Consider the following 23,764-nt stretch of genomic DNA (forward strand, 5'->3'; position numbering starts at 1 on the left):
CGTCAGCGGACGCGCAGGATCACCTTGCCCACCGTGGCGTGGTCGTCCAGCATGCGATGAGCCTGCGGTGCGTCCGACACCGGCACCTCCGCGTGCACGACGGGCACGACCGCACCGTCGGCGATCATCGGCCACACGTGCTCGCGCACCTGGCGCACGATGTCGGCCTTGCCGCCCTGGCCGGTGAGGGGGCGCGCCCGCAACCCGGCGCAGTGCACACTGCCGCGCTTGGCCATCAGCGCGCCGAAGTCGAACTCGGCCACCCGGCCGCCCTGCATGCCGATCGTGACCAGGCGGCCGTCCATCGCGAGCGCAGAGATGTTGGGAGAGAGGTACTTCGCGCCCATGTTGTCGAGAATGACGTCGGCTCCGTGCCCGTCCGTCGCGGACCGTAACTCCTCGGTGAAGTCCGAGGTCTTGTAGTCGATGAGGATGTCCGCGCCGAACGATCGGCAGATCTCGAGCTTCTCCGCCGAGCCTGCCGTCACCGCGACGCGCGCGCCGAGGGCCTTCGCCACCTGGATGGCGTGCGTGCCGATGCCGCTGCCACCGCCGTGGATCAACAACGTGTCCCCGGCGGACAAGCCGGCGTACATGACGACGTTGGACCACACCGTGCACGCGACCTCGGGCAGCGAGGCGGCCACGTGCAGGTCGAGCCCGTCGGGAACGCGCAGCACCTGTCCGGCCGGCACCACCACCTGCTCGGCGTAGCCGCCACCCGCGAGCAGCGCGCAGACCCGATCGCCGACGTTCCACGAGGTGACGTCCGCACCGACGTCGGCGATCACACCGGAGCACTCGAGCCCGAGGATGTCGGAGGCGCCGGCGGGCGGCGGGTAGTTGCCCTGCCGTTGCTGCAGATCGGCGCGGTTGACGGCGGACGCGGACACCGAGATCAGGACCTCGCCCGGGCCGGGCACCGGATCGGGTACCTCGGTCCAGACCATGACCTCCGGGTCGCCGTACTCGGTCAGCGTGATGGCATGCACGTCTCGATCGTATGCCGCCCTCAGATACGGGAGGGTTCCTCCCACAGGTTGATGCCGGACTCCTTGGCGTGCTCGTCGATGCGGCTCAGTTCGTCGTCGTCGAATCGGAGTTGCGCGAGTGCACCCACGTTGTCGTCGAGCTGCTCGACGGACGAGGCGCCGATCAGCACCGTCGTGACCCGCGGGTCCCGCAGCGCCCACGCCAACGACATCTGGGCGAGCGACTGCCCCCGCGCCGCGGCGATGTCGTTCAGCGCGTTCAGATGCCCGCGCATGTTCTCAGTCAGCCACTCGGGATCTAACGACTTCCCCTGTGCCGCGCGCGACTCGTCGGGGATGCCGCCGAGGTACTTGTCGGTCAGCATGCCCTGCGCGAGAGGGGAGAACGCGATCACGCCGACTCCCAGCTCGTCGACGGCCGGCAGTAGATCGGACTCGATCCAGCGATTGAGCATCGAGTAACTAGGCTGGTGGATCAGCAGTGGCACTCCCGCATCGGACAGCAGTGCCGCCATCTGGCGGGTGCGCGCCGCCGAGTACGAGCTGATGCCCACGTAGCGCGCCTTGCCCTGCTCGACGGCACTGACCAGCGCGCCCGCGGTCTCCTCGACGGGTGTGTCCTTGTCGGGGCGGTGGCTGTAGTAGATGTCGATGCTGTCGAGCCCCATGCGCTCGAGTGAGCGGTCCAGTGAGCTCAGCAGGTACTTGCGCGACCCGCCGAAGCCGTACGGGCCCGGCCACATGTCCCACCCCGCCTTCGTCGAGATGACCAGCTCGTCGCGGTACGGCCCGAAGTCCTCCCGCAGGATGCGGCCGAAGTTGATCTCCGCGCTGCCGTACGGCGGCCCGTAGTTGTTGGCGAGATCGAAGTGGGTGATGCCGAGGTCGAACGCCCGGCGGAGGACGGCGCGCTGGGTGGCGAGCGGCACGTCGTCACCGAAGTTGTGCCACAGCCCCAGCGAGATGGCGGGCAGCTTCAGTCCGCTCTCACCGGTACGGCGGTAGGGCATCGCTGTCGGGCGGTCGGTGTCGTAGCGGTCGGGGGAGGCGACATAGGGATCCGGCATGGCGCCATCCTGCCGGACATGTGACGCTCACCAGCGTGAAATCGTGTTGCCGGGCGTGCGCGTTCGCTAGCGTTTGCGTGTGAGCACTTTCGGCAACTTCCAGAACGAGATCTACCTGACCGGGCTCGGCGGCACGACCCCCGACCTGCCGATGACGGCCGACGGTCTCGAGGAGCGGGCGCGCGAGACGCTGTCCGCGGCCGCCTTCGCGTACATCGCCGGTAGTGCGTCCACGGAACGCACGGCGCGTGGGAACGTCGACGCGTTCGCCGCCCGCAGGATCGTTCCCCGGATGTGGCGCGGGGCCAGCGCACCGGACGCCCGCGACCTGTCGGTGACCGTGCTGGGGACCACCCTCGCCGCACCGGTGCTCACCGCGCCCATCGGCGTCCTCGGCATGGTGCACCCCGCGGCGGAACCCGCCGTCGGGTCGGCCGCCGCCGAGCTGGGGATCGGCTCGGTGCTGTCCACCGCGTCGTCCACTCCGCTCGAGGACGTCGCGGCGGAGTCCGGCGAGAACTGGTGGTACCAGCTGTACTGGCCGTCGGACGACGGCGTCGCGGAGTCACTGGTGCGTCGTGCCACCGCGGCGGGAGCGAAGGTCATCGTCGTCACGGCGGACACCCCCGGCATCGGGTGGCGTCCGCGCGATCTCACGCTCGGTCATCTGCCCTTCCTCCGCGCCGAGGGCATCGCGAACTACCTGTCCGATCCGGTCTTTCGCTCACGCCTGGTGTCGCCTCCCGAGGAGAGTGCCGAGGCGCTGCAGATCGCGGTGCTCACCTGGGTCGGCATGTTCGGCAACCACACGCTCCGCCCGTCCGACGTCGCGCGGGTGCGTGAGTGGACGCATCTGCCCGTCGTGGTCAAGGGGATCCTGCACCCCGACGACGCCCGTGCCGTCGTCGACGCGGGTGCCGACGGCGTCGTCGTCTCCAATCACGGTGGGCGACAGGTGGACAACTCGATCGCCGCGCTCGACGCGCTCGAACCCGTCGCCGCGGCCGTCGGCGATCACGCGACCGTGCTGCTCGATTCCGGTGTCCGCTCCGGCGCCGACGTGGTGGTCGCGCTGGCCCTCGGCGCCGACGCGGTGTTCTACGGGCGGCCGTGGGTGTACGGCCTGGGACTCGCGGGCCGGGAGGGTGTCGTCCATGCGCTGCGGTGCCTGCTGGGCGACCTCGACATCACCATGGGACTGGCCGGGCTGTCGTCGGTCACCGAGGTGGACGGGTCGATTCTGTACCGGTCCTGAAGATGCGCAGGTCGGCACGCGCGGGGGTCACCTCGGTCTAGCCTTCCGTCATGGTCGTTCACAGTGCGCGTCCCGAGGAGTCACAGACCGCGGCCCCGCCGGTGGCCTGGTTGAACGAGGCGGAGGCCCGCGCGTGGCGCGCGTTCATCGATGCCGACTACCGCCTCATGGACACCCTGAACCGCGACCTGCACACGCGAGAAGGTCTGACCCTGGCCGAGTACCGCATCCTGGTGCGACTGAGCGAGGCTCCCGACGGTTCGCTGCGGATGAGTCTGCTCGCCGACGGCGTGCTCTCGTCGAGGAGCCGGCTCACGCACCAGATCCGCCGAATGCAGGAGCAGGGCTTGGTCGTTCGAGACACCTGCGACGAGGACGGGCGTGGTGTCCTGGCCGTCATCACGGACGACGGACGCGCCCGCCTGGCGGCAGCGGCACCGTCGCACGTCGCCGCGGTACGGCGATGCCTGATCGATCTGCTCACGGCCGACGAACTCGCGACGATGGCCGAGGTGTTCGAGAAGGTCGATCGACGACTGCTCACGGGAGACCACTAGTATCGATCGCGGAAGCGTGGCAGAGCGGCCCAATGCACTCGCCTTGAAAGCGAGAGACGTGTGAAAGCGTCCGGGGGTTCAAATCCCTCCGCTTCCGCCAGTGCGATGTGATCGACGACGAACGCCCCCTCCGTCCGGAGGGGGCGTTCGTGTCGGTCGGTGCCGCGTTACTTCTGCTTCGCGGCGGCGAGTCCGCGGGCCACGATGGCGGCCTGCAGGTAGCGCAGTCCCGAGGGCACGCTGGGATCGATGCCGGTGAGCTGGCCGATGCGCTTGAGGCGGTAGTCGACGGTGTTGGCGTGCACGAACAGGTGTCGCGCGGTGCGCTGGCGGTTGAGTTCGTGACCGATGTACGACGTCAGCGTGTCGAGCAGTTCGGGCGCGTCGTCGAGGGGCTTGAGAGCGCGGAGCAGCTGTTCCCGGCCGCGGCCCGGACGGGTGAGCTGGTATTCGAGCACCAGGTCCTCGGTGCGGTACATCCCGGCCGGTCGGCCGAGTTGCCGTGTGAGCGAGAGCAGTTCGTAGACGTGCTCGGCAGCACCGGGGATGTCCTCGCGCTCGGCCGACGTCATCGTGGCGGTGATCGGGATCTCGCCGGCGCGGGAGAGTCGCTCGACGAGGGTGTCCACCCACTCGCGTTCGCGCGGTGCGGGCAGGAGCACGGTGCCGCCGTCGGTGCTGAGCAGGGCCAGCGGCGACTTGCCGCACATGGTCGCGAGTTCCGCCTGGATGCGGCGCAGCTTGCGCCGTGCGGACACGGTGCGATCGACGACGGGGTTCGCCTCGTCGGGATGCTGCGGGAAGTGCAGCGCGATGACGAGGTACTCGTCGGCGAGGTCGATACCGCACTGCTGAGCGGTGGACAGGGCGTTCTGACCGCCGCTGAGCAACGTGGTCACCAGAGTGTGCGTGGCGGTGTGGTGCTCGGACGCGACGGAGCGGTACTCCTCCACGTACGCCATGGACACCTCGGTGGTGACGGCCTCGAGGAGGCTCACCAGGACGAGCGAGTTGTCGGTGACGTTTTCGATGTTCTGCGCCTTGGCGTCACGGCTGACGAGAGTGAGGCCGAAGCGGAATCCGTCGTGATAGGCGCGCAGGATCGAGCGCAGCGGCACCCCCTCGCGAGCCCAGCGAGCGGCCGCGTCGTGGACGTTGGCGAGGTCCTTGTCCGACGGCGTCTTGCCCGATTCGAGCATGCGGACGGCGAGACCCAGGCACTTGACGGTGACCTCGGTGACGTCGCCGTGCAGGAGCTCCCCGGGGAGCGTTCCGCAGGGGGTGTTGGCCTGGAAGTGATCGACCAGATGACGCGCCACCCCTCGCAGATCGCTCATCGCCAGAGAGTTTGTACGGGTGCCGGCGATCAGGCCCGCTTCCATGTGTCCCGGAAGCGGCTTCGGAGCTGTCTTCGGTGTGGTCATCGATCCCCCCATGACTGTGTAGTTCATGTCAGTCGTGCATGTTCTCGGGGTACCGTAACAATCATTAACGGGTCCCGAGATTGTTTCGAGATACCTATTCGAGAGCCACGGTATGCGCTCAGGCCCACTGCGGTGTCTGTTCCCGTTGTCAGGCCAACCGCTGTGACCTGCGATGACACCCCTGCATGACGCCTGTTGAGGCAAAACAAGTCGCGTTTTCACCTAGTTCCATCTTGCTTTCACACAATTGACGGTGACCCACTTCATGAAATGTCACACACGTGGGTGATGCCTCCAAGTCCGGTTCACGTGTCGTCCACCGTCTCGCGGTACGCTTTCGGCACGGTTCCCGGTCTCGGTGTCCTCGTCGCCGGTTCTTGTGACCGCAGACAGGACGTCGAGCAGTCCTTTGGACCTGAAGGTGGCGTACCTACCGGCAAGTAAGTTGGTACGCGTTCCCCCGGGCGCGCGGGACGTTCCGCGCGTCGTGTCTCTCTGTTCACCGGTGGCTCCGCGCGAGCCACATCGGACGAAAGGTCTGTCGATGCGACGTCCCGCTCTGCTCGCCGCGGGGTGCCTCACCGCGCTGACGCTTCTCGGCTCCGCGCCGGTGGCGGGTGCGCAGCCGGGCGTCCCGACGCCGGCCGTGGACGCGTCGTCACCCACTCGCGTCGTCTCGGTGACCATGGCGACCGATCGCCGGGCCGTCATGTCGGTGTTCTCCTCGTCGATGAACCGCGAGATCCAGGTGCAGGTGTTACTGCCCGCCGATCGATCGGTACCGCGTCCGTCGCTGTACATGCTGGACGGGGTCAGTGCGGGCGAGGAGTCCGGCTACACGGAGAGCACGTGGACGCAGAAGACGGACGCGGTCTCGTTCTTCTCGGACAAGGCCGCCAACATCGTCCTTCCCGTCGGGGGACGCGGTGCCTACTACGCCGACTGGGCCCAGCCCGATCCCGTGCTCGGAGTCAACAAGTGGGAGACGTTCCTGACGTCGGAACTGCCCCCGTTGATCGATGCCCGCTTCGACGGCAACGGCGTCAATGCGCTGATGGGTCTGTCGATGGGCGCACAGGGCGCGATGAACCTGCTGACCAAGCATCCCGATCTGTACACGGGCATCGCCGGATTCAGCGGTTGCTACGACAACCGCTCCAACGAGACGAAGAACGCGGTGCGTGCCACCGTCGGGTCCACCGGGGGCGACGCCACCAACATGTGGGGTACGAACGCGGATCCGCTGTGGGCCGAGAACGATCCGAGTACCCGCGTCGAGACGCTCCGCGGCAAGCAGGTGTACCTGTCGACGGGCAACGGATTCCCCGGACCGTACGAGGCGGGTGGCGGTTTCGGTGAGGAGATCATCGACGCGCTGACCGTGGGCGGCCCCCTCGAGGCCGCCGCGAACATCTGCACCACCGGCTTCGCCGACACGCTGCGCGCGGCGGGTGTCCCGGCGACCATCGTGTTCAAGCCGTACGGCACGCACTCCTGGCGCTACTGGCAGGACGAGATGCACAACTCGTGGCCCGTCGTGGCCAGGGCGCTCGGCTTGTAGCTGTCGGGGGCGTACACCCGCTCCGTCGACCGCACACCCTCTCCCGCCGGCTGCGGAGGGTGTGCGCCTCACGCACCGCGTGCGCACGCGGGTCCTATCGCGAGGCCGTGGCCCCGGCGAACTGCTCGGCAGCCGACGCGGCGAACGCGAGGAACGCATCGTTCTCGTGTGGGTCGCCCACGGTCACGCGTACGCCGTCGTCCCCGTACGCCCGCACGATGACACCGGCCTCGGTGGACGCTGCGGAGAAGTCTCCCGACTCCGCCCCCAGCGGGATCCACACGAAGTTCGCGGACGACTCGGGCACCTGGAACCCCATGTCGCGCAACGAGTCACGGAGGCGCGACCGCTCGGCCGTCACGACTGCCGTACGTGCGAGGAGTTCGTCCGAGGCCGCGAGCGACGCGACGGCGCCACTCTGCGCGACACTGCTCACGCTGAACGCGGTGTGCACCTTCTTCATCGACGTGATGATCGACGGTGCTCCGACGGCGTACCCCACCCGCAGTCCGGCGAGGCCGTAGGCCTTCGAGAACGTCCGCAGCACCACCACGTTGGGCCGGGTTCGTCCGATCTCCACGCCGTCGATCGCGCGGTCGGTGTACTCGAAGTAGGCCTCGTCCAGCACCACGACGATGTGGTCGGGGATCGCGTCGAGGAACCGTTCGAGGTCGGCGGGGTCCACCACGGTGCCCGTCGGGTTGTTCGGGTTGCACACGAACATGAGACGGGTCTTGTCCGTCACCGCTGCGGCCATCGCGTCGAGGTCGTGCACGTCGTCGTGAGTGAGCGGCACACGCACGGCGGTGGCGCCGGCGACGAGCGAGACGATGGGGTAGGCCTCGAACGAGCGCCAGCCGAAGACGACCTCGTCCCCGGCGTTGCAGGTGACCTGGACCAGCTCCTGGCACAGCGCGACCGATCCGCAGCCGACGGCGATGGTGGTGGCCGGGACGTCGAGGAAGTCCGCGAGCGCCTCGACCAGGACTGTCGACTGGTTGTCGGGATAGCGGTTCACTCCGGCCGCCGCCTCGGCGATGGCCTCGCGAACGCTGGGCAGCGGGCCGGCCGTGGTCTCGTTGCTGGCGAGTTTGATCGCGCCCGGGAACGAACGACCGGGTAGGTAACCGGGGATGGCATCGAGGTCGGGGCGCGTGCGTGGGGTCACGATCACCGATTATGCGCGGCGGTCGGACACAGTGTGGTCGCGGCTCTCGCTCGACCCTCGCTTTCGCCATTGTGTGCCATTACCGTGGAGCCATGTCGGGTCTCATCGAGGACACTGCGCCCATCCGCCCCCGCGACGAGGGTGCGGACACCGCCACGCTCGATCGCGTGCCGCTCACCGCGTTCGAGCCTGACAGCAGGGCTCGCGGCGGCATCGTGGTGTTGCACGAGGCGCGCGAGCTCCCGCAGGCCCTGCTCGAGTTCATGCGGTCCCTCGCCGCCGACGGCTGGTTGGTTGCGGCGCCGCACCTGTTCCACCGGGCAGCGGGCGACGACGAGGTGTTCGGCACGCCGTTGTTCGAGGACTTCGACGCCACCGTCGACTGGCTGCAGAGCCGGGGCGTCCCGACGGACTGCATCGGCGTCATCGGATTCGACGACGCCGGAACCGCAGCCGCCCTGGTGGCCACCGATCGAGCCATCGGTGCGGCGGTGAGTGTCGCTGCTCCCGGCATCGTCGAGGCGCTGACCACGGATGCGCTCGCTCTCGTCGACGCGGCGGCATCCCTCAAGGCGCCCTGGCTCGGTCTCTACGGACGCGACGACGTCCGCACTCCCGTGGAGCACGTGGAGCAGTTGCAGGAGGCCGTGTCGAAGGCGTCCGTCGCCACGCTCGTCGTCAGTTACGCCGGTGTCGAGCATCGTGCGGACGAGGGATCCGCCGTGTCGGAGGAGTCGGCCGGCGAGGAGGCGATCGTCGACGCCCAGCGTCGCATCTTCGACTGGTTCGACAGTCATCTCCGATAAGACCGCCCCACCAGCCGTTTTGCGTCTACTCCGGGGCGTGTGTAATCTTCCTTCTCGGCGGTTCGCAAGGACCGGTGCCCTCGAAAGAGGTCCAGGAGGCGTGCCAGAGCGGCCGAATGGGAGTCACTGCTAATGACTTGACCCTTCACCGGGTCCGGAGGTTCAAATCCTCTCGCCTCCGCCACTTTCGACTTCGGTCGGAGGACAACTGAACAGCACCACAGCATGCGCCCGTAGCTCAACGGATAGAGCACCTGACTACGGATCAGGAGGTTAGGGGTTCGAATCCCTTCGGGCGCACCACAGAGAGCCGGTACCAGGATCATCCTGGTGCCGGCTTTCTGCATGTACGGGTCCGGCACCTCTGTGTACTATGCGATGGAACATATAACCGGGTTCCGGCCCGCCACAGGGGGAGTGTGTCGTGACCGAGTTCCAGACGATCACCGTCGAACCGCGTGGGCACGTCCTGCACATCGGGCTGAACAGGCCGTCGAAGCGGAACTCCTTCACCACCGACATGATCCGCGAGCTGTCCACGGCGTACGGAATGTTGGAGGCGGACGACGACCTCCGTGCCGGACTCCTCTTCGCTCACGGTGAGCACTTCACCGCCGGTCTCGATCTCGTGGACGTCGCCCAGCATCTGACGGGCGATCGTCTGCCGTTCGCTGAGGGTGGGCGGGATCCGTGGCGCCTCGACGGAACGTGGACCACTCCGGTGGTGGCGGCGGTGCACGGATGGTGCATGACGCTCGGCATCGAACTGCTGCTGGCGTCCGACATCCGGGTCGCCGCAGCCGGAACGCGTTTCTCTCAGATGGAAGTTCAGCGCGGTATCTACCCGTTCGGCGGGGCGACCCTGCGGTTTCCTCGCGAGACCGGCTGGGGGAACGCCATGCGGTGGATGCTCACCGGAGACGAGTTCGATGCCGAGGAGGCTCGTCGCATCGGGCTCGTGCAGGAGGTCTGTGCGAATCCCGCCGCGGCGATCGAGCGCGCGATCGAGCTCGCACACCGCATCGCGGAGTCCGCTGCGCCGCTCGGTGTGCGGGCCACGCTGGAGTCCGCTCATCGCAGCCTGATCGAGGGGGACGCCGCCGCGGCGGCGCAGCTGCTCCCCGGCATCCGGGCACTGTTCTCGACGGCCGACGCGGCCGAGGGGATGCTGTCGTTCGTCGAGAGACGGCAGGCCACCTTCACCGGCAGGTGATACTCATCAGATTCACACCACGAACGGAGCATCGGTGACGACGTCGGACGAACGAAGACTCATGGCACTCGCGGCAGTGGCGGGTGTCGCGCAGAACGCGATCGCCCTGCCCTACGTCCGGAAGCACGGGACACGATCCGCCGCCGACTTCTTCGTCGGGAAGATCTGGTCCACCGTGCCCGGACGGTTCGCGATGGTGGATCTCATCCTCGTGGTGATCGCCTTCCACGTCTGGGCGTTGCCCGAGGCGCGGCGACTCGGCATCGTCCGGTGGTGGCTGGTCACGGTGCTCCTCACGTTCGGTGTGGGTATCGGCTCGGCGATCCCGTTCTTCCTCGCCGTGCGAGCGCGGACCGTCCGACTCGCGGGCTGACGATCGACGAGAGCCGCTTCGATAGGGTTCTCGCGTGGCAGAGGACGTGGATCGCGTCTACGGCGGACGGTCGATGACGGATCGACGTGCCGACCGGCGACGACGGTTCCTGCAGGCCGGCATCGAGGTGATCGGCGACAAGGGGTACGCCGCGACGTCCGTCGCCGACATCTGCTCGGCCGCGGGTCTGGCACGCAGCCAGTTCTACAGCGAGTTCGCCAATCGCGAGACGCTGCTCGTCGCCGTGTACGACCTCGTGCAGGACGATGCCCTCGCCGCGGTCGTCGCCGCGCTCGCCGACGCGACGGACCGCACCCGACGAGCGCTCGTCGTCGCCGCGATGACCGCGCTGATCGAGTCGTTGGGACGGGACCCACGTCGGGCACGCATCTCGTACCTCGAGATGGTCGGGGTGAGTGACGACGTCGAGCAGCACCGCAGCAGGCGCCGCGCGACCTGGGCCGAGTTCATCGAGGCGACGCTCCGTGCCGAGATCGGCGCCGACTTCGTCCCGCCGGGCGGTCACCGGCTCGCCGCCACGGCCTTCCTCGGGGCGCTCACCGAGTTGGTGTCGGACTGGTCGCGCACCCCGCCGCCCCGGCCACGCGTGGACGGGATCGTCCAGACGATGATCGCCGTCCTCGGCGCGTTCGTTCCTGACCTCGATCGATAGCGGGGATTGTTATCCAGCCCACAACGCTCTACAGTCCTGATCACAATCATGGACACGCGTGTCCAACATGTTGGATGTGCTGAACACTGTTGCCGGGCGCACATACGACAGCTGTCGAGGCTCGGCGCAGAAAGAGTGAGATCGATGTCCGCTCGTCGGTTCCGTCCTTCGTACGCACTTGCGGTGGTGGTGGCCGCCGTGGCGGTGTCCGCGACGGTGGTCACGCCCGTGTCCGCGGCGCCCGTCACCTTCCCCGCGATCCCTGAGTTCGACACCGACTTCTACCTGCCGCCCGACGCCGTGGTCGCCGCCGCCGCACCGGGAGAGATCATCGCCGCGCGTCCCGTGGACCTGGCCACGCTGAATCTGATCCCGACGCAGGTCGACGCCTGGCAGTTGTCGTACCGGTCGAACAACGGCCGGGGCGAGCCGATCCCGGCGGTGACCACCGTCATCACCCCGCGCGGCGCCGCCTCGGCTCCGCGTCCGCTGCTCTCGGTGCAGATGGCCGAGGACTCACTGGCCGCGTACTGCGCGCCGTCGTACGTCATGCGCCAGGGTGCGATCCCGTGGCCTCTGACGGGTGCCGTGACGTCCGGCGTGCAGTTCCTCGAAGTGCAGGCAGCGCTGGCCCAGGGCTGGGCGGTGTCGGTTCCGGACCATCAGGGGCCGAACAACGCGTTCGCCGCCGGTCCGGTCGCCGGACGCATCACGCTCGACGGCATCCGGGCGGCGGAGAGTTTCGCTCCGATGGGACTGTCCGGGGTGGACACGAAGGTCGGGATGAGCGGCTACTCGGGCGGAGCGATCGCCACCGGACACGCCGCCGAACTCGCCGGGACCTACGCCCCGGAGCTGAGCATCGTCGGCGCCACGGAGGGCGGCACCCCCGCCGAGCTCGCCGCCCTGGTGAACAACGCGAACAACGCGCTCGGATCCGGCATCGTTGCGGCCGGCATCATCGGCGCCAGCCGTGAAGACCCCGACTTGGCGCGATTCGTGGACGAACACATCGATCCCGCGGGTCGGGCCCTCTTCGCGGCCAAGGACAACCTGTGCGTGGGGTACACCTCTGCCCTCCTGCCGTTCCTGAACCTGAAGGGTTTCCTGCGGACCGAGGGGGATCCGTTGGAGCAGCCGGTGGTGAAGAAGTCCCTGGACGCGCTGAACCTCGGTGGCACTACGCCGACCATGCCGATCTACGTCTACCACTCGAACCCGGACTGGTTGGTTCCCGTCGGGCCGGTGAACGGGATGGTCGACGCGTACTGCAGTCGGCCCGGAGCGAACGTCACCTACACCCGCGACCACTTCAGCGAACACCTGTCGCTGGAGGTGATCGCGTTCCCGAGTGCCGTTCTGTGGATGCGTGATCGGTTCGCCGGTGTACCTGTGGAGCCCGGTTGCCGTACCGCCGACGTCGGGTCCATGGCACTGGACGAGCGCACCTATCCCGTCTGGGTCGATGCTGTGGGCGAGATCGTCGCGGGTCTGTTCGGGAAGCCGATCGGGGGATGAGGCACCTCGTGTGACGCCCGCGACGGGCCGGTCAGAGTCCCCGGTCCGGAGCGCCCATGTCACCGGTCGTCGGCGTGCCGTCCGCCAGCGCGTACTGCAGGAACACGGTGCCACCGGGGCTCGCCTGCGGTGGGGCCACGAGGGCGAGGCTCGTCGGCAGAGCGCCGGTGTCGAACACCGTCTTTCCGACACCCAGCACGATGGGGTGCAGCCACAGGTCGAGGCGGTCGAACAACCGCTCCCGCAGCAGCGTCTGCACCAGGTCCAGACTGCCCACGACCTTGATGTCCTGATGCCGCTCTCGGATCTCGCGCACTGCGGTCGGTAGATCCGGGCCCAGTACCGAGGATCCGGCCCAGTCGAGCGTGCGCGGATCGCGCGAGGCGACGTACTTGGGAATCCCGTTGAAGAGACTCGCGATGCCGTCGTCCGGTCCGCCCTGCTGATGCGGCCAGTACGACGCGAAGATGTCGTACGTCCGTCGCCCGAGCAGGAGCGCATCGGTGCCGCGGTAGGCCGCATCGATCTGAGCGCCGGTGACGTCGTCGATCAGCGGCGCCTGCCAGCCGCCGAACGGGAACCCGTCCGGGTCCTCGTCGGGTCCGCCGGGAGCTTGCCCGACGAGGTCGAGCGTCGCGAACATCTCGATGGTGATCGTTCCCATGGCGTCACTCCTCGGTTGCGTGTGACGAGATGGACCACCGAGCGGTGCGGAAGTCATCGCGGAGGGCTGTCGCGACCGGCTACCGGAGTGCTGCAGCCGTCTGACCGAGCACCTCGATCAACCCCTCGAGATCGGGCTCGTCGTCGGTGGGGTGGGCGACGACCGTCGTGATGCCGAGGTGCCCCAGGCGGGCGACCTCGTCCGCCACCTCCGCCGCGCCGCCGGTGACCGCGAGCCCGCTCGTATCGGACTTGCCCCAGCGCGCGACCTCGTCGCGAATGCGGTCGTCCGCGCCGGCGCCCACCGCCACCAGTCGAGGCGCGATGACGCGATGGTCGGCGGAGCGCCGCGCTGCGCTCACCTCGGCACACGAGGCGGCCAGCTCGTCGTCCGACATCGCGGCCGCGAACAAGGTGCCGTCCGAGTGGGATGCCGCGTAGCGCAGCGTCTTCGGACCGGTACCGCCGAGAAAGAACGGTTCGTCGGGCGCCGGCCACTGCAGCTGCACGGCATCGAGGGAGACGTACCGGCCGTCGACGGTGACCTCCTCCCCGCGCAGCAGCGCCTGCAGAGCGGTCGAGTACTCGTCCAGCAATGTCATCGGAGACGCGACGCGGGCGCCGACCTGCCCCATCCAGTGCTGCACGCCGTGTCCGGCACCGGCGAGGAACCGGCCGGGGAACAGTCGATGCAGCGACGCGACCTCCATGGCGCACAGCGCGACGTTGCGCAGCGGCGCGGGCATGAGTCCGAGGCCGACCTGGATGCGCTCGGTGCTCGCCAGCACTGTGGCCGCGGTCGTCAGCCCACCGTGGCTGAAACAGTCCTCCCACAGCCAGAACTCGTGGAGTCCCGCCTTCTCCGCGGCGCGTGCGGCCGTGATCAGCCGGGCAGGGTCGTGGGCGGGGGTGAACACGATGCCGAGTCTCGTCACGAGTCAGTCGTAGCAGATCGAGCGCCCGCCGGGGGCGCGTCGGTTCGTTCGGGGCCGAGACGTGCCGCGACCGTGGCCATCGCCGTCACGAGATCGGGCGGGGAGACGTCCTCGAGGTCCGCGTCGAACCGTGCGAGGGACGCGGCCACGGCGACCCACGACCACGAGCCGACCGTCACGCGGCACCGCTCTGCGTCGACGTGTTCCACGGACTCGTCCGACTCGGTGAGGAACGGCCGCAGCGCCTCGGCCGGCAGACGGACGACCGCCTCGCCGACGCAGGGCCAGGTACCCGTCTCCGATCCGCGGAGTCGCGCCTGGAGCAGGCGACCGGCGGAGCCGCCCGGGACGGGCCGCGGTGTGAAGCGTCGGCCGGTCGGTGGGCGCAGCACCATGCGATCGAGTCGGAAGATGCGCCAGTCGTCGCGCGCCAGATCCCATGCCACCAGGTACCACCGCGCCCGCGCGGTCACGACGCCGTAGGGCTCGACGTGTCGCGACGAGGGTTCGGACGAGGGGGACGTGTACGCGAACCGCAGTGCCTCGGTGCCGACCGCACCGGCGACCGCCAGCAGTGTTCGGCTGTCGACCAGGGGCGCGGACTCGGGCGGAGGCGTCGTCGCCACGCGGTCGAGTCTGTGGCGCAACCTGCTCGGGAGCACCTGACGCACGGTGGCGAGAGCTCGGGCGGCAGGCTCGGCCACGTCCACGCCGAGTGACGTGGCACCGCCGAGGGCGACGGCGAGTGCCACCGCCTGGTCGTCGTCGAAGAGCAGAGGCGGAAGGTCGGCGCCCGCGTCCAGGCGATAGCCCCCGTCGGGCCCCTTCACGGACGACACCGCGTACCCCAGCTCGCGGAGCCGGTCGACGTCCCTCCGGACGGTGCGCGGACTCACCTCGAGTCGCCGAGCCAGTTCCTCGCCCGGCCAGTCCCGTCGGTGCTGCAGCAACGACAGCAGCGTGAGCATGCGTGACGAGGGTGCGGGCATGCCGCCGATACTGCCCGAAGTAGCGGACAGAAACTGGCCGCTTCGACCGACACAGTGGGTCTGCAGGCGGTGATCGCCGCCCGCGAGAGACCACCCACGAGGAGAACCCCATGACCGTGACCAGCACCCTGCATCTGAACTTCGACGGCCACGCGCGCGCCGCGCTCGAGTACTACCACTCGGTGTTCGGCGGCGATCTCGTCGTGGTCCCGTACGGCGACACGAGCCCCGATCAGGCCGACCAGGTGGTGTGGGGCCAGGTCTCCTCGCCGGACGGCTTCCACGTGATGGCCTACGACGTGCAGCACGACCTCGTGCGGGACGCGGGCCGCAACGCCTTCTACTTCTCGTTGCGCAGCACCGACGCCGACGCGATCACCGGCTACTGGACGGCGCTCGCCGCGGGGTCGACCGTCGAGGTGGAACTCGGTCCGTCGGTGTTCTCCCCGCTGTACGGCAAACTCACCGACCGCTTCGGTGTCGTCTGGATCATCGACGTCATGGTGCCGTACGGCGGCTGAACCGGGCCCAGTTGTCGTGCAGCACAGCGCGGGACCAGTCGTCACCGAGTCCGAGGCCGACCACGCTCTCGACCGCGTGCGCGTACGAGTAGGGGATGTTGGGGAAGTCGCTGCCGAACACGATCTTGTCCTGCAGGTCGCGCAGGCGCGGCAACGCCGATCGCGGGTAGGGCGCGAGCTGTTCGGTGAAATCGGTGAACACCATCGTGGTGTCGAGCCCGACGTTGTCGAACGTCTCGGCCAGGGTGAGGAAGTCCTCGTACTCGGGCATACCCATGTGTGCGATCAGCAGGGTGAGTGTCGGAAAGCGGTGCAGTAGTGCGCGGATCGGGTCCGGTCCGGTGTGGCGACCGGGTTCGGGTCCCGATCCGCAGTGGATGACGACGGGTACGGCGGCGTCGTCGAGAACCGCCCACACGTCGTCCAGGTACGGATCGTGGACGTCGATGTTCCCTACCTGCACATGGCATTTCATCACTCCGACCCCGTCCTCGACGGCGGTACGGACGTACCGAGCAGCGTCCGGTTCGGGGTGAAAGGTGGCGGTGCGTACACAGTCGGGTGTCCGGTCCGCGAACTCCGCGGCCCACCCGTTCAACCACTCCGCCATGCCGGGCTTGTGCGGGTACAGCAGGGACGTGAACGTCCCTACCCGGTACCTGCGCAGCAGGTCGGTGCGTTCGTCCTCGTCCACGCGGTACTCGATCGGCCACGCGGTACCGAGGCGGTCGTCCACGGAGTCGAAGTAGTTCCACACCTTGACCAGAACGCTGTGCGGCATGAAATGCGTGTGCACGTCCACCAGTGACTCGAGGCGGAGGTCGTCGAGCACTCGGTGGACCCGGCGGATGTCGTCGTCACGGTTCTGCACGGGATCGATCCTCGCATCGCCGGGGCGGCCGCGACGGCACTCCGGACCCTTGACTTTGCGGACACTGCGTGTCTGTAATAAGACGATGACGGGATCACTGCAGGGACGAGTCATCGCCATCACCGGTGGCGCACGGGGAATCGGCCTCGCGACGGCGCGCGCGCTCGTCGCCGCCGGCGCCAGGGTGGCGATCGGGGACGTGGACGCGGACGCCCTCGCCGCCGGGGCCGAGTCCGCGCGGGTGCACCTGCACGGAGCACTGGACGTCACGGACCCGGCGTCCTTCGACGCCTTCCTCGACCGCGTCGAGCGTGAGTTGGGCCCCGTCGACGTCCTGGTCAACAACGCCGGGATCATGCCGGTCGGGGCTCTGACCGACGAGCCGGACGCGGTGGCGCGCCGAATCATGGACGTGAACGTGCACGGCGTCATCATCGGCACCAAGTCGGCGCTGCACCGCATGGTGCCGAGACGGCGCGGACACGTCGTCTCCATCGCCTCGATGGCGGGTGAGACGGTGGCGCCAGGCCTGGCCACCTACTGCGCCAGCAAGTCTGCGGTCATCGCGTTCACCGAGGCGGCGAGGGTGGAGTACCGATCCTCGGGCGTCGAGTTCTCCCTGGTCCTGCCGTGGTTCGTCAACACCGAACTCACGGCGGGAACGAGAGACGTGCCCTTCATGAAGAAGGCCGAACCCGAGGACATCGCGCAGGCGGTGGTCCGGCTCGTCGAGAAGCCACGACCCAAGGTGCGCATCCCGGCCTCGGCCGGCGCGATCGTCGTCAGCCAGCGCTTCATGCCGCGCCGACTCGGTGAGTTCGTCAGTCGCCGTTTCGGATCCGAGCAGATCTTCCTCGGCGACGTGGACGCGGAACGGCGTCGCGCGTACGAGGACAGGGCGCGCGGGCAGTCGTCCGCTCCCGAGTCGACGCGCTAGCGGCGCACGCTCGCCAGCACCGCGTCGACCAGTCCGTCGATGTACGCGTCGTCCGCGGTGGCGGCGGACGGCGCCTCGGTCGCATCGTGTGCGAACAACACTCGGCTCAGAACGGCGCCCGTGAGCATCTCGAGCAGCAGTGTGGTCCGCACGTGTTCCGGTAACTCGCCGCGGGACACGGCGCGGCGGACGATGTCTCGGGTCGCGACGAATCTGCTCGTGCTGATGGTGGCGGTCAGCGCCTCGAGCAGATCGGGATACACGCGGGCGTCGAGGGCCACGCGCACGGCGATGAGCCCCGAGGAGTCTCGGTAGCCCCGCAGGAGTTGACGAGCCAGTTCCGTGAGATCGCCTGTCAGGGTGCCGGTGTCGATGGGGTCGACGAGGGGGAGCACGGTCTCCAGAGCCCCGGTGAGGAGTGCCTCCTTGGTGGGCCACCGACGGTAGATCGCCGCGCGGCCCACGCCACCGCTCTTGGCGACGGCATCGATGGTGAATCCCGCCCACCCGGTGCGCCAGTACACGTCCACGACGGCGTCGTACACCCGCGATTCCATGGCGGGGTCGCGTGGCCGCCCCCGTCGCGCCGTGCCGTCGGTCGACTCCATGCCATCAGATTACAGACAACTGGTGTCTGTAATAAGGTGATTCCATGTCACAGGAAGCAGACCGCATCCCGGTCGTCGTGGGCGTGGGCGATGTCGTGTCCGGCAGCGCCGGCGCTGCGGCCGACCCCGTGGAGCCGATGGAGCTCGTGCTGCGCGCGGTCCGTGCTGCGCTCGACGACAGCGGAACGTCGGCGCTCGGCGCCGCGGTGGACGCGATCCACGCCGTGCGCACGACGAGCTGGAACTACGACGATCTCCCGGCTCTGATCGCAGCACGGCTGGGGGCATCCGCGCCGACGCGGTCCACCAGCACCATCGGCGGTCACCACCCCGCGCGCCTGATGGACCGAGTGGGGCACGACATCGCCGCCGGTCGCAGCTCCGTGGCACTCGTCGTCGGCGGCGAGACGCAGGCATCCGTGCGAGCACTGACGAAAGCCGGAACGGATCCCGTCGAGCTCGGCTGGGCCGTCGCACCGGGCGGCCCGCCGACCTTCGCACCGGACGACCTCGGCAGCGCCGAGATGCAGCGAGCGGGCATCCTCGCCCCCGTCCAGATCTATCCGCTGTTCGACCGCGCTCGGGCCGACCGTCTCGGTCTGCGACCCAGCGAGTCACTGACGGCGTCGGCAGAGCTGTACTCGCGGTTCTCCGCTGTCGCGGCGCGACATCCGGTCGCGTGGAGTCCGGTCGAGCGGTCGCCCGACGACATCGCCGGCGTGGACGCGTCGAACCGCGCGGTGTCCGACTGCTATCCCCTCGCCATGAACGCCATGCCGTTCGTCGACCAGGCCGCCGCGGTGCTGGTGTGTTCGCTGGCGGCAGCGCGCGCGGCCGGGGTGGACGAGGACCGCATCGTGTACCTGTGGGGCGGCGCCGGTGCGTCCGATGCCCTGGACATTATGGCGCGCAGCACCTTCGATCATTCACCGGCGCTCCGAGCGGCGGTGCGCACCACCCTCGCCGCGGCGGGTGTCGCGGGTGCCGATCTCACCTTCGTCGATGCCTACAGCTGCTTTCCCGTCGTCCCTCTCCTGTTGATGGACGAGCTGGGACTGTCGTCGGATGCCACTCCCACGGTCCTGGGCGGCCACTCGTTCTTCGGTGGGCCGCTCAGCAGCTACTCGTTGCACGCGGTCGCGGAATCGACCCGGCTGCTGCGACAGTCCCGCGGCGGACGCGCTCCGGCGATCGCGATGGTGCATGCGAACGGCGGCTACCTCACCCACCAGCACACCATCCTGTTGTCGACCGATCCGCACGAGGCCGGATACGTCGGGAACCCCGATGCGGTGAGCGTGTCGGCGACAGCGGTACCCGTGACGCACGGCCACAGCGGTCGCGCGATCGTCGAGACGGCGACTGTCATGTTCGGGCGCGGCGGGGAACCGGAACAGGCGCTCGTCATCGCCCGCACACCCGAGGGTGACCGCATCGCCGGTCGTACCGGGGCGGACGCCGCGGCGGCGCTTCATCGAGTGGTCACCGACCGCGACGTCTCACCGGTCGGCCTCACGATCGACGTGGTGGACGAGGGCGGGAACCTGGACATCACCCTCGACTCGATCACGGCGAACGGCAGGGGAGTACGGGCATGAGCGATCAGGACGTGGTTCTCACGGAACGCCGCGGACACGTGCTGCTGGTGACGTTGAACCGCCCCGCCGCGGCCAACAGCGTGAACGCAGAGGTGCACACCCTGCTGGGCGAGGCGTGGGAACTGGCGGACGGCGACGAGTCGATCCGTGCCGTCGTGCTCACGGCGGCGGGCTCCGGCACCTTCTGCGGCGGAGCCGATCTGAAGGCACTCGGCACGCGGGGTCCCGACGGCGTGACCCCTCCGGAGACGGCACACTGGGGCTTCGCCGGAGTCACCAGGCACCCGATCTCCACGCCGATCGTCGTCGCGGTCACCGGGAACGCACTCGGCGGTGGGACCGAGATCGCGCTGTCCGGTGATGTCGTGATCGCCTCCACCGCTGCACGATTCGGGCTTCCTGAGGTGCATCGCGGCCTGATCGCGGGAGCGGGCGGACTCTTCCGGCTGGTCGACGCGATCCCGCGAGCGATCGCGATGGAACTGATCCTCACCGGTGAGCCCATGAGTGCGGACGACGCGGCGCGGTGGGGACTCGTCAATCGTGTGGTGGAACCGGACGCCGTTCTCGACACGGCGCTTCGGTTGGCGGAGACCATCGCGGCGGGAGCGCCTCTCGCGATCCGCGCCAGCAAGGTCATCGCCCGGGGCATCGTCGACGGGCGCATCCCGTCCGAAGCGGCCGCATGGGAGGAGACCGACCGCGCGCTCGCGCAGTTGTCCACGTCCTCCGACACGGTCGAGGGGATCATGGCGTTCATGGAGAAGCGCGAACCCCGGTGGACGGGGCGCTGATCGGCGCACGACGTCTCGTCGCGGCGGCCGCGCTCGGGTCCGCTGCGGGTGTGGCCCTCGTGGTTCTGTTCACCATCGTGCCGCCGCCGTGGGATGCGCTCGTGAACACGAGTGCGCTGTGGGGCTTGGTGCCGTTCGCGGTGGCGGCCCGGTCGCCGCACGGACGCGGTGTGGCAGTCGGAGTCGCGTCGATGCTCGCGCTCGTCCTTGTGTGGATCCTGCTGTCGCCGAACGTGATCACCGTGCGGGAAGTGCTGGTCTTCGTCCTCGTCGGACTCGGTGCGGGGGCGGTGTGCGGCGCAGCCGGTGCTGCTGTCGGGCGTGACCGCCGTGTGAGCGGGACGGTGGTCATGGCGGGGATCGTGCTCGGTGAGGCCGTGTACGGGACTGTCGTGGTCGGCGGTCCGCACTGGTTCGTGGAAGCCGCGCTGGCGGGCATCCTCGTGACGGCGTGTTGCCGCACCGCGGCGACACGAGTCCGTGCGGGACTCGGTGCCGCCGCGGTGGCGGGTGCGCTGTTCGGCGCCTACTGGGCCTACGACGCGGTGCTCACCACCTGAGGGGTGTCAGGCCTTCCACTCCGCGGTGCGTTCCGGGGTCGCCTGCGCCAGCGCATCGACCGTCGCGTCGACTCCGAAGTCCTTGCCGTACACGGGTGTACCCGGCTGCTGGCGCCAGGAGTCGGCCAACGATCCGGCGTCGACGACGTCGAAGCCGATCTCGTCGATGACGGCGGACACGATCTTCTTGGCGTCGGCATCGTCGCCGGCGATCGGCAGCGCGATGCGGCCCTCGGTGCCGGCCGGGACGCCCTTGTTCAGGAGGTGCTTCCACCAGATTCCGTTGAATGCCTTCACGACCGGCTCGCCCAGTAGTTCCGAGACCCACACGCTCTCCGGTGTGCCGTCCTCGATCGCGTCGATCTTGCCGTCCCGCTGCTGCGGGTAGTAGTTGTTCGTCTCGATCACGGGAGCACCGGGCTTGCGGGCCGAGAGGATGCCGGACGCGAGGTCCGGCGTGTTCTTCTGCGGGATGCTGACGATGACGAGATCCGCGTCGGTCGCGGCGTCCTTCGCCCAGACCGCGGTGGCGCCGGTCTCGGACGCCAGATCCGCGAGGGTCTCCGGATCCCGAGAGTTGGCGACGGCAACCTCGTGGCCCACGGCGCGCAGCCGTCGGGTCAGGGTTCCGCCGATGTCGCCTGCTCCGATGATGCCGATCTTCACGTGCTTCTCCTTCGGTCGTGCAACGAACGTCTCGTTCGGCCAACCCCGTCCGCGCGGGAATGATTCCCCCGTGGCGGCGGATCCTCGGCGCAGCGGCGGTCTCTCAGGGCGCGCCGAACCCGGCGTCGGCCAGCACCTTCCGTCCGTCGGGACCGGAGACGAAGTCGACGAAGGCGCTCGCGATGTCCGGTGCGCCGGAGTCGGCCAGTGCGGCGATGGGATAGGAGTTCACCGCGCCCGACGCCTCCGGGAACGGCACGGTGACGACGGCGTCACCGGCGCCGGCCGCGTCGGTGACGTAGACCAGGCCGGCATCGGCCTGACCGGACGTGACCTTGCCCAGAACGTCCGTCACGGACGATTCCTCGCTGGCAGGGGTGAGGCTCACCCCGGCGGCCGTCTCGATCTTCTCGGTGGCGGCACCGCACGGAACCTGCGGCGCGCACACGACGACCGTGGCCCCGGACGTCGCCAGGTCCGAGAACGAGCCGATCCCGGCGGGGTTGCCCGGCGGAGTGACGATCGTCAGAGTGTTGGTCGCGAACGTGACCGGGTCACCGTCGATCAACTCGGCGTCCCGTGCCTTGTCCATGGTGATCGTGTCCGCCGAGGCCAGAACGTCCCCGGGCGCACCCTGCGACAACTGGGACACCAGATCGGACGACCCCGCGAACGTGAACGTCACGGTGGTACCCGGGCGGGTCTGCTCGAACTGCTCACCCAGCTCGGTGAACGACGCCTTCAGCGACGCGGCAGCGAACACGGTGATGCCGTCTTCGGCCGGTCCGGGCGAGGAGCACCCCGTGAGCGACAGTGCCACCACCGCCGCGCACCCCAGCACTGCGATCCTCGTCGTCACCATGTCGGCTCCTTTCGCCGCAGATGCGGTTCGAAGGAGACCATATAGGAGCATGCGCGCCCGGAAGGGTCAGACGTCCTCGAATGCGGCGACCACGAGATGCTGAGTGCGTCGGCCGAGCGGAATCTCTGCGTCCGGGCGGCGAAGTGGGGCTGCATCGCCGTCGAACAGGGCGACGATGTCGTCGGTCGGTACCGAGGATCCGCTGTCGTCGAGAAACCTGAGGGCGACGATCGCGGTCGCGTGGACACGTCCGTCGACGTCGAAGATCTGTTCGAGATAGGCGTTCTTCGCGTCGACACCGAGGAAGCGGGTGGACACCGAGAACTTCGTCCACAGGGTGAGGGAGCGGACGTACGTGATGGTCTGTGACGCGACGACGGGATGCCACCCGCGTCCACGCAGGGCTCGCCACAGGCCACCGCGCACGAACATGTCGACTCGACCCGCGTCGAGTACGGACAGGTATCGACCGTTGTTCATGTGCATCAGCACGTCCAGATCGGACGGTGCGACGCGGAACCACGTACGGGTCGGGTCGACCCGTACCGGCCCGCGTCCCGTGCGCCACGGCGCCATCTGTCGGAGCAGGCGGAGCGACATCAGCATGGCGTCACTATGACGGTTCGGTCGCCCCGCGGAGTCGTCAGGGTTCGGTCGGCATGGACGTGAGGTGCGCGAGGAGCGGCGCGGCACGGGTGAGCAGAGCCGCATCCTCCGTTGACATGGCCGCGAGTCGGCGTCCGACGGCGTCGATCCACACGTCGTCGATCATCTCACCGTGTCGACGTGCCGTGGCGGTGGAATGCAGCCGACTCGACCGTCTGTCACCGGGATCGGTGTCCCGCGCGAGCAGCCCCTTGTCGATCAGACGTCGCACCGTCGTGCTGACGTTGCTGCTGTGCAGGCCCAGCATGCGGGCGACGTCCGAGACGGTGGTCCCTTCGTGGCTGACCACCACACGCAGAACCTCGAGTTCGGAATGGGGGAGGGCGGGCAGTCCGGACTGTCGTTCGCCGAATCGGCGCAGCGACCACACGAGAGCCCGCACCTCGCGGGCGATGTCGATCACATCGGACTCGCTCACTGGACTTCCGGACGCCATGACTGACATTCTACTCATGTGAGTATGTATAAAGTTATATCCAACACGGAG

Annotated in this window: 26 protein-coding genes and 3 tRNA genes; 16 read left to right on the top strand and 13 right to left on the bottom strand. The window is 68.7% G+C overall.

Going from position 1 to position 23,764, the window contains the following annotated elements:
• Positions 1-2: 2 nt before the first annotated feature.
• Both HQ308_RS18960 and mgrA read right to left on the bottom strand, forming a co-directional pair.
• On the bottom strand, positions 3-992 hold the full coding sequence (locus HQ308_RS18960; protein ID WP_222647513.1) for an NAD(P)H-quinone oxidoreductase: 990 nt from the start codon (positions 990-992) through the stop codon (positions 3-5).
• Between the two features lie 20 nt (positions 993-1,012).
• A complete protein-coding gene (gene mgrA, locus HQ308_RS18965) occupies positions 1,013-2,059 on the bottom strand; it encodes an L-glyceraldehyde 3-phosphate reductase (protein WP_222647514.1) in 1,047 nt (348 codons plus the stop codon).
• 79 nt (positions 2,060-2,138) lie between these two features.
• Here mgrA and HQ308_RS18970 point away from each other — a divergent pair, with 79 nt between their 5' ends.
• The 3 genes from HQ308_RS18970 to HQ308_RS18980 all read left to right on the top strand — a co-directional run bounded on the left by HQ308_RS18970 (position 2,139) and on the right by HQ308_RS18980 (position 3,971).
• Positions 2,139-3,314, top strand: coding sequence for an alpha-hydroxy-acid oxidizing protein (locus tag HQ308_RS18970; protein ID WP_308115823.1), 1,176 nt, complete (start codon positions 2,139-2,141; stop codon positions 3,312-3,314).
• Between the two features lie 50 nt (positions 3,315-3,364).
• Positions 3,365-3,871: a MarR family winged helix-turn-helix transcriptional regulator gene (locus tag HQ308_RS18975; protein ID WP_222633270.1), complete on the top strand. Its 507-nt coding sequence runs from the start codon at positions 3,365-3,367 to the stop codon at positions 3,869-3,871.
• 10 nt (positions 3,872-3,881) lie between these two features.
• Positions 3,882-3,971, top strand: a tRNA-Ser gene (locus HQ308_RS18980).
• Positions 3,972-4,038: 67 nt separating this feature from the next.
• Here the strand turns inward: HQ308_RS18980 and HQ308_RS18985 are convergent.
• Positions 4,039-5,295, bottom strand: coding sequence for a CdaR family transcriptional regulator (locus HQ308_RS18985; protein ID WP_261776324.1), 1,257 nt, complete (start codon positions 5,293-5,295; stop codon positions 4,039-4,041).
• Positions 5,296-5,839: 544 nt separating this feature from the next.
• On the opposite strand from HQ308_RS18985, the gene HQ308_RS18990 reads away from it, so the two are divergent.
• On the top strand, positions 5,840-6,856 hold the full coding sequence (locus HQ308_RS18990) for an alpha/beta hydrolase family protein (RefSeq protein WP_056443162.1): 1,017 nt from the start codon (positions 5,840-5,842) through the stop codon (positions 6,854-6,856).
• A gap of 94 nt (positions 6,857-6,950) precedes the next feature.
• Here the strand turns inward: HQ308_RS18990 and hisC are convergent, their stop codons facing one another.
• The gene (gene hisC, locus HQ308_RS18995) at positions 6,951-8,024 is read right to left on the bottom strand and encodes a histidinol-phosphate transaminase (protein ID WP_222647515.1); all 1,074 of its coding nucleotides are present in this window, start codon (positions 8,022-8,024) and stop codon (positions 6,951-6,953) included.
• A gap of 92 nt (positions 8,025-8,116) precedes the next feature.
• On the opposite strand from hisC, the gene HQ308_RS19000 reads away from it, so the two are divergent.
• The 7 genes from HQ308_RS19000 (at position 8,117) to HQ308_RS19030 (ending at position 12,607) form a co-directional block, all read left to right on the top strand.
• Positions 8,117-8,830, top strand: a complete 714-nt coding sequence (locus tag HQ308_RS19000) for a dienelactone hydrolase family protein (RefSeq protein ID WP_222633273.1) — start codon at positions 8,117-8,119, stop codon at positions 8,828-8,830.
• A 94-nt stretch (positions 8,831-8,924) separates the two neighbouring features.
• Positions 8,925-9,014 (top strand) — tRNA-Ser (locus tag HQ308_RS19005).
• A gap of 43 nt (positions 9,015-9,057) precedes the next feature.
• Positions 9,058-9,133 (top strand) — tRNA-Arg (locus HQ308_RS19010).
• Between the two features lie 121 nt (positions 9,134-9,254).
• Complete coding sequence (locus HQ308_RS19015; RefSeq protein ID WP_285189619.1) at positions 9,255-10,043, top strand: crotonase/enoyl-CoA hydratase family protein; 789 nt, start codon at positions 9,255-9,257, stop codon at positions 10,041-10,043.
• Positions 10,044-10,104: 61 nt separating this feature from the next.
• The gene (locus HQ308_RS19020) at positions 10,105-10,416 is read left to right on the top strand and encodes a DUF2834 domain-containing protein (protein ID WP_051613569.1); all 312 of its coding nucleotides are present in this window, start codon (positions 10,105-10,107) and stop codon (positions 10,414-10,416) included.
• 34 nt (positions 10,417-10,450) lie between these two features.
• On the top strand, positions 10,451-11,089 hold the full coding sequence (locus HQ308_RS19025) for a TetR/AcrR family transcriptional regulator (protein ID WP_027506576.1): 639 nt from the start codon (positions 10,451-10,453) through the stop codon (positions 11,087-11,089).
• A 144-nt stretch (positions 11,090-11,233) separates the two neighbouring features.
• Positions 11,234-12,607 (top strand): lipase family protein, encoded by a 1,374-nt coding sequence (locus HQ308_RS19030; RefSeq protein ID WP_222647516.1) that lies wholly within the window; start codon positions 11,234-11,236, stop codon positions 12,605-12,607.
• A 31-nt stretch (positions 12,608-12,638) separates the two neighbouring features.
• Here HQ308_RS19030 and HQ308_RS19035 read toward each other — a convergent pair whose 3' ends face one another.
• The 3 genes from HQ308_RS19035 to HQ308_RS19045 all read right to left on the bottom strand — a co-directional run bounded on the left by HQ308_RS19035 (position 12,639) and on the right by HQ308_RS19045 (position 15,194).
• The gene (locus tag HQ308_RS19035; protein WP_222647517.1) at positions 12,639-13,271 is read right to left on the bottom strand and encodes a dihydrofolate reductase family protein; all 633 of its coding nucleotides are present in this window, start codon (positions 13,269-13,271) and stop codon (positions 12,639-12,641) included.
• A gap of 79 nt (positions 13,272-13,350) precedes the next feature.
• Positions 13,351-14,205, bottom strand: coding sequence for an LLM class flavin-dependent oxidoreductase (locus tag HQ308_RS19040; protein WP_222647518.1), 855 nt, complete (start codon positions 14,203-14,205; stop codon positions 13,351-13,353).
• Positions 14,202-15,194, bottom strand: coding sequence for a YafY family protein (locus tag HQ308_RS19045; protein ID WP_222647519.1), 993 nt, complete (start codon positions 15,192-15,194; stop codon positions 14,202-14,204). Before HQ308_RS19045 ends, HQ308_RS19040 begins: the two co-directional genes overlap by 4 nt.
• A gap of 110 nt (positions 15,195-15,304) precedes the next feature.
• Between HQ308_RS19045 and HQ308_RS19050 the strand changes: the two genes are divergently transcribed.
• The gene (locus HQ308_RS19050; RefSeq protein WP_027506581.1) at positions 15,305-15,715 is read left to right on the top strand and encodes a VOC family protein; all 411 of its coding nucleotides are present in this window, start codon (positions 15,305-15,307) and stop codon (positions 15,713-15,715) included.
• On the opposite strand, the gene HQ308_RS19055 is transcribed toward HQ308_RS19050, so the two are convergent.
• Positions 15,693-16,586 (bottom strand): amidohydrolase family protein, encoded by an 894-nt coding sequence (locus HQ308_RS19055; protein ID WP_308115824.1) that lies wholly within the window; start codon positions 16,584-16,586, stop codon positions 15,693-15,695. The genes HQ308_RS19050 and HQ308_RS19055 overlap by 23 nt on opposite strands.
• A gap of 85 nt (positions 16,587-16,671) precedes the next feature.
• On the opposite strand from HQ308_RS19055, the gene HQ308_RS19060 reads away from it, so the two are divergent.
• Entirely contained in the window at positions 16,672-17,523 is an 852-nt protein-coding gene (locus tag HQ308_RS19060) for an SDR family oxidoreductase (protein ID WP_222626243.1), read from the top strand.
• Here the strand turns inward: HQ308_RS19060 and HQ308_RS19065 are convergent.
• Positions 17,520-18,131, bottom strand: a complete 612-nt coding sequence (locus HQ308_RS19065; RefSeq protein ID WP_056443188.1) for a TetR/AcrR family transcriptional regulator — start codon at positions 18,129-18,131, stop codon at positions 17,520-17,522. The two genes, HQ308_RS19060 and HQ308_RS19065, sit on opposite strands and share 4 nt — an antisense overlap.
• A gap of 44 nt (positions 18,132-18,175) precedes the next feature.
• On the opposite strand from HQ308_RS19065, the gene HQ308_RS19070 reads away from it, so the two are divergent.
• Genes HQ308_RS19070 through HQ308_RS19080 form a run of 3 tightly spaced genes read left to right on the top strand, consistent with a single transcriptional unit; the run spans position 18,176 to position 21,083 of the window.
• Positions 18,176-19,729 (top strand): acetyl-CoA acetyltransferase, encoded by a 1,554-nt coding sequence (locus tag HQ308_RS19070; RefSeq protein WP_222647521.1) that lies wholly within the window; start codon positions 18,176-18,178, stop codon positions 19,727-19,729.
• Positions 19,726-20,523 carry an enoyl-CoA hydratase-related protein gene (locus HQ308_RS19075; RefSeq protein WP_222647522.1) on the top strand — a complete coding sequence of 266 codons (798 nt, stop codon included), beginning with the start codon at positions 19,726-19,728 and terminating at the stop codon, positions 20,521-20,523. The genes HQ308_RS19070 and HQ308_RS19075 overlap by 4 nt, the downstream gene beginning before the upstream one ends.
• Positions 20,508-21,083 carry a DUF6518 family protein gene (locus HQ308_RS19080; protein WP_222647523.1) on the top strand — a complete coding sequence of 192 codons (576 nt, stop codon included), beginning with the start codon at positions 20,508-20,510 and terminating at the stop codon, positions 21,081-21,083. Before HQ308_RS19075 ends, HQ308_RS19080 begins: the two co-directional genes overlap by 16 nt.
• 6 nt (positions 21,084-21,089) lie before the next feature.
• Here the strand turns inward: HQ308_RS19080 and HQ308_RS19085 are convergent, their stop codons facing one another.
• The 4 genes from HQ308_RS19085 to HQ308_RS19100 form a co-directional block, all read right to left on the bottom strand.
• Positions 21,090-21,971, bottom strand: a complete 882-nt coding sequence (locus HQ308_RS19085) for an NAD(P)-binding domain-containing protein (RefSeq protein ID WP_308014337.1) — start codon at positions 21,969-21,971, stop codon at positions 21,090-21,092.
• Positions 21,853-22,611, bottom strand: coding sequence for a molybdate ABC transporter substrate-binding protein (gene modA / locus HQ308_RS19090; protein ID WP_222626248.1), 759 nt, complete (start codon positions 22,609-22,611; stop codon positions 21,853-21,855). Before modA ends, HQ308_RS19085 begins: the two co-directional genes overlap by 119 nt.
• A 66-nt stretch (positions 22,612-22,677) precedes the next feature.
• Positions 22,678-23,217 (bottom strand): thioesterase family protein, encoded by a 540-nt coding sequence (locus HQ308_RS19095; protein ID WP_051613550.1) that lies wholly within the window; start codon positions 23,215-23,217, stop codon positions 22,678-22,680.
• Positions 23,218-23,254: 37 nt separating this feature from the next.
• The gene (locus tag HQ308_RS19100; RefSeq protein WP_308115825.1) at positions 23,255-23,695 is read right to left on the bottom strand and encodes a MarR family transcriptional regulator; all 441 of its coding nucleotides are present in this window, start codon (positions 23,693-23,695) and stop codon (positions 23,255-23,257) included.
• Between the last annotated feature and the right edge of the window lie 69 nt (positions 23,696-23,764).

Source organism: Rhodococcus sp. BP-241, assembly GCF_019836145.1.
Taxonomy (GTDB): Bacteria; Actinomycetota; Actinomycetes; order Mycobacteriales; family Mycobacteriaceae; genus Rhodococcoides.

Bases quoted from the DNA above. Each gene is read 5' to 3' on its own strand.
- HQ308_RS19060 (WP_222626243.1), top strand. From the start codon at position 16,672: ATGACGGGATCACTGCAGGGACGAGTCATCGCCATCACCGGTGGCGCA.
- HQ308_RS19095 (WP_051613550.1), bottom strand. From the start codon at position 23,217: ATGCTGATGTCGCTCCGCCTGCTCCGACAGATGGCGCCGTGGCGCACG.
- HQ308_RS19050 (WP_027506581.1), top strand. From the start codon at position 15,305: ATGACCGTGACCAGCACCCTGCATCTGAACTTCGACGGCCACGCGCGC.
- HQ308_RS19035 (WP_222647517.1), bottom strand. From the start codon at position 13,271: ATGGGAACGATCACCATCGAGATGTTCGCGACGCTCGACCTCGTCGGG.
- HQ308_RS18985 (WP_261776324.1), bottom strand. From the start codon at position 5,295: ATGACCACACCGAAGACAGCTCCGAAGCCGCTTCCGGGACACATGGAA.
- HQ308_RS18975 (WP_222633270.1), top strand. From the start codon at position 3,365: ATGGTCGTTCACAGTGCGCGTCCCGAGGAGTCACAGACCGCGGCCCCG.
- HQ308_RS19070 (WP_222647521.1), top strand. From the start codon at position 18,176: ATGTCACAGGAAGCAGACCGCATCCCGGTCGTCGTGGGCGTGGGCGAT.
- HQ308_RS19000 (WP_222633273.1), top strand. From the start codon at position 8,117: ATGTCGGGTCTCATCGAGGACACTGCGCCCATCCGCCCCCGCGACGAG.
- HQ308_RS19045 (WP_222647519.1), bottom strand. From the start codon at position 15,194: ATGCCCGCACCCTCGTCACGCATGCTCACGCTGCTGTCGTTGCTGCAG.
- HQ308_RS19030 (WP_222647516.1), top strand. From the start codon at position 11,234: ATGTCCGCTCGTCGGTTCCGTCCTTCGTACGCACTTGCGGTGGTGGTG.
- mgrA (WP_222647514.1), bottom strand. From the start codon at position 2,059: ATGCCGGATCCCTATGTCGCCTCCCCCGACCGCTACGACACCGACCGC.
- HQ308_RS19065 (WP_056443188.1), bottom strand. From the start codon at position 18,131: ATGGAGTCGACCGACGGCACGGCGCGACGGGGGCGGCCACGCGACCCC.
- HQ308_RS18990 (WP_056443162.1), top strand. From the start codon at position 5,840: ATGCGACGTCCCGCTCTGCTCGCCGCGGGGTGCCTCACCGCGCTGACG.
- HQ308_RS19075 (WP_222647522.1), top strand. From the start codon at position 19,726: ATGAGCGATCAGGACGTGGTTCTCACGGAACGCCGCGGACACGTGCTG.
- modA (WP_222626248.1), bottom strand. From the start codon at position 22,611: ATGGTGACGACGAGGATCGCAGTGCTGGGGTGCGCGGCGGTGGTGGCA.
- HQ308_RS19020 (WP_051613569.1), top strand. From the start codon at position 10,105: ATGGCACTCGCGGCAGTGGCGGGTGTCGCGCAGAACGCGATCGCCCTG.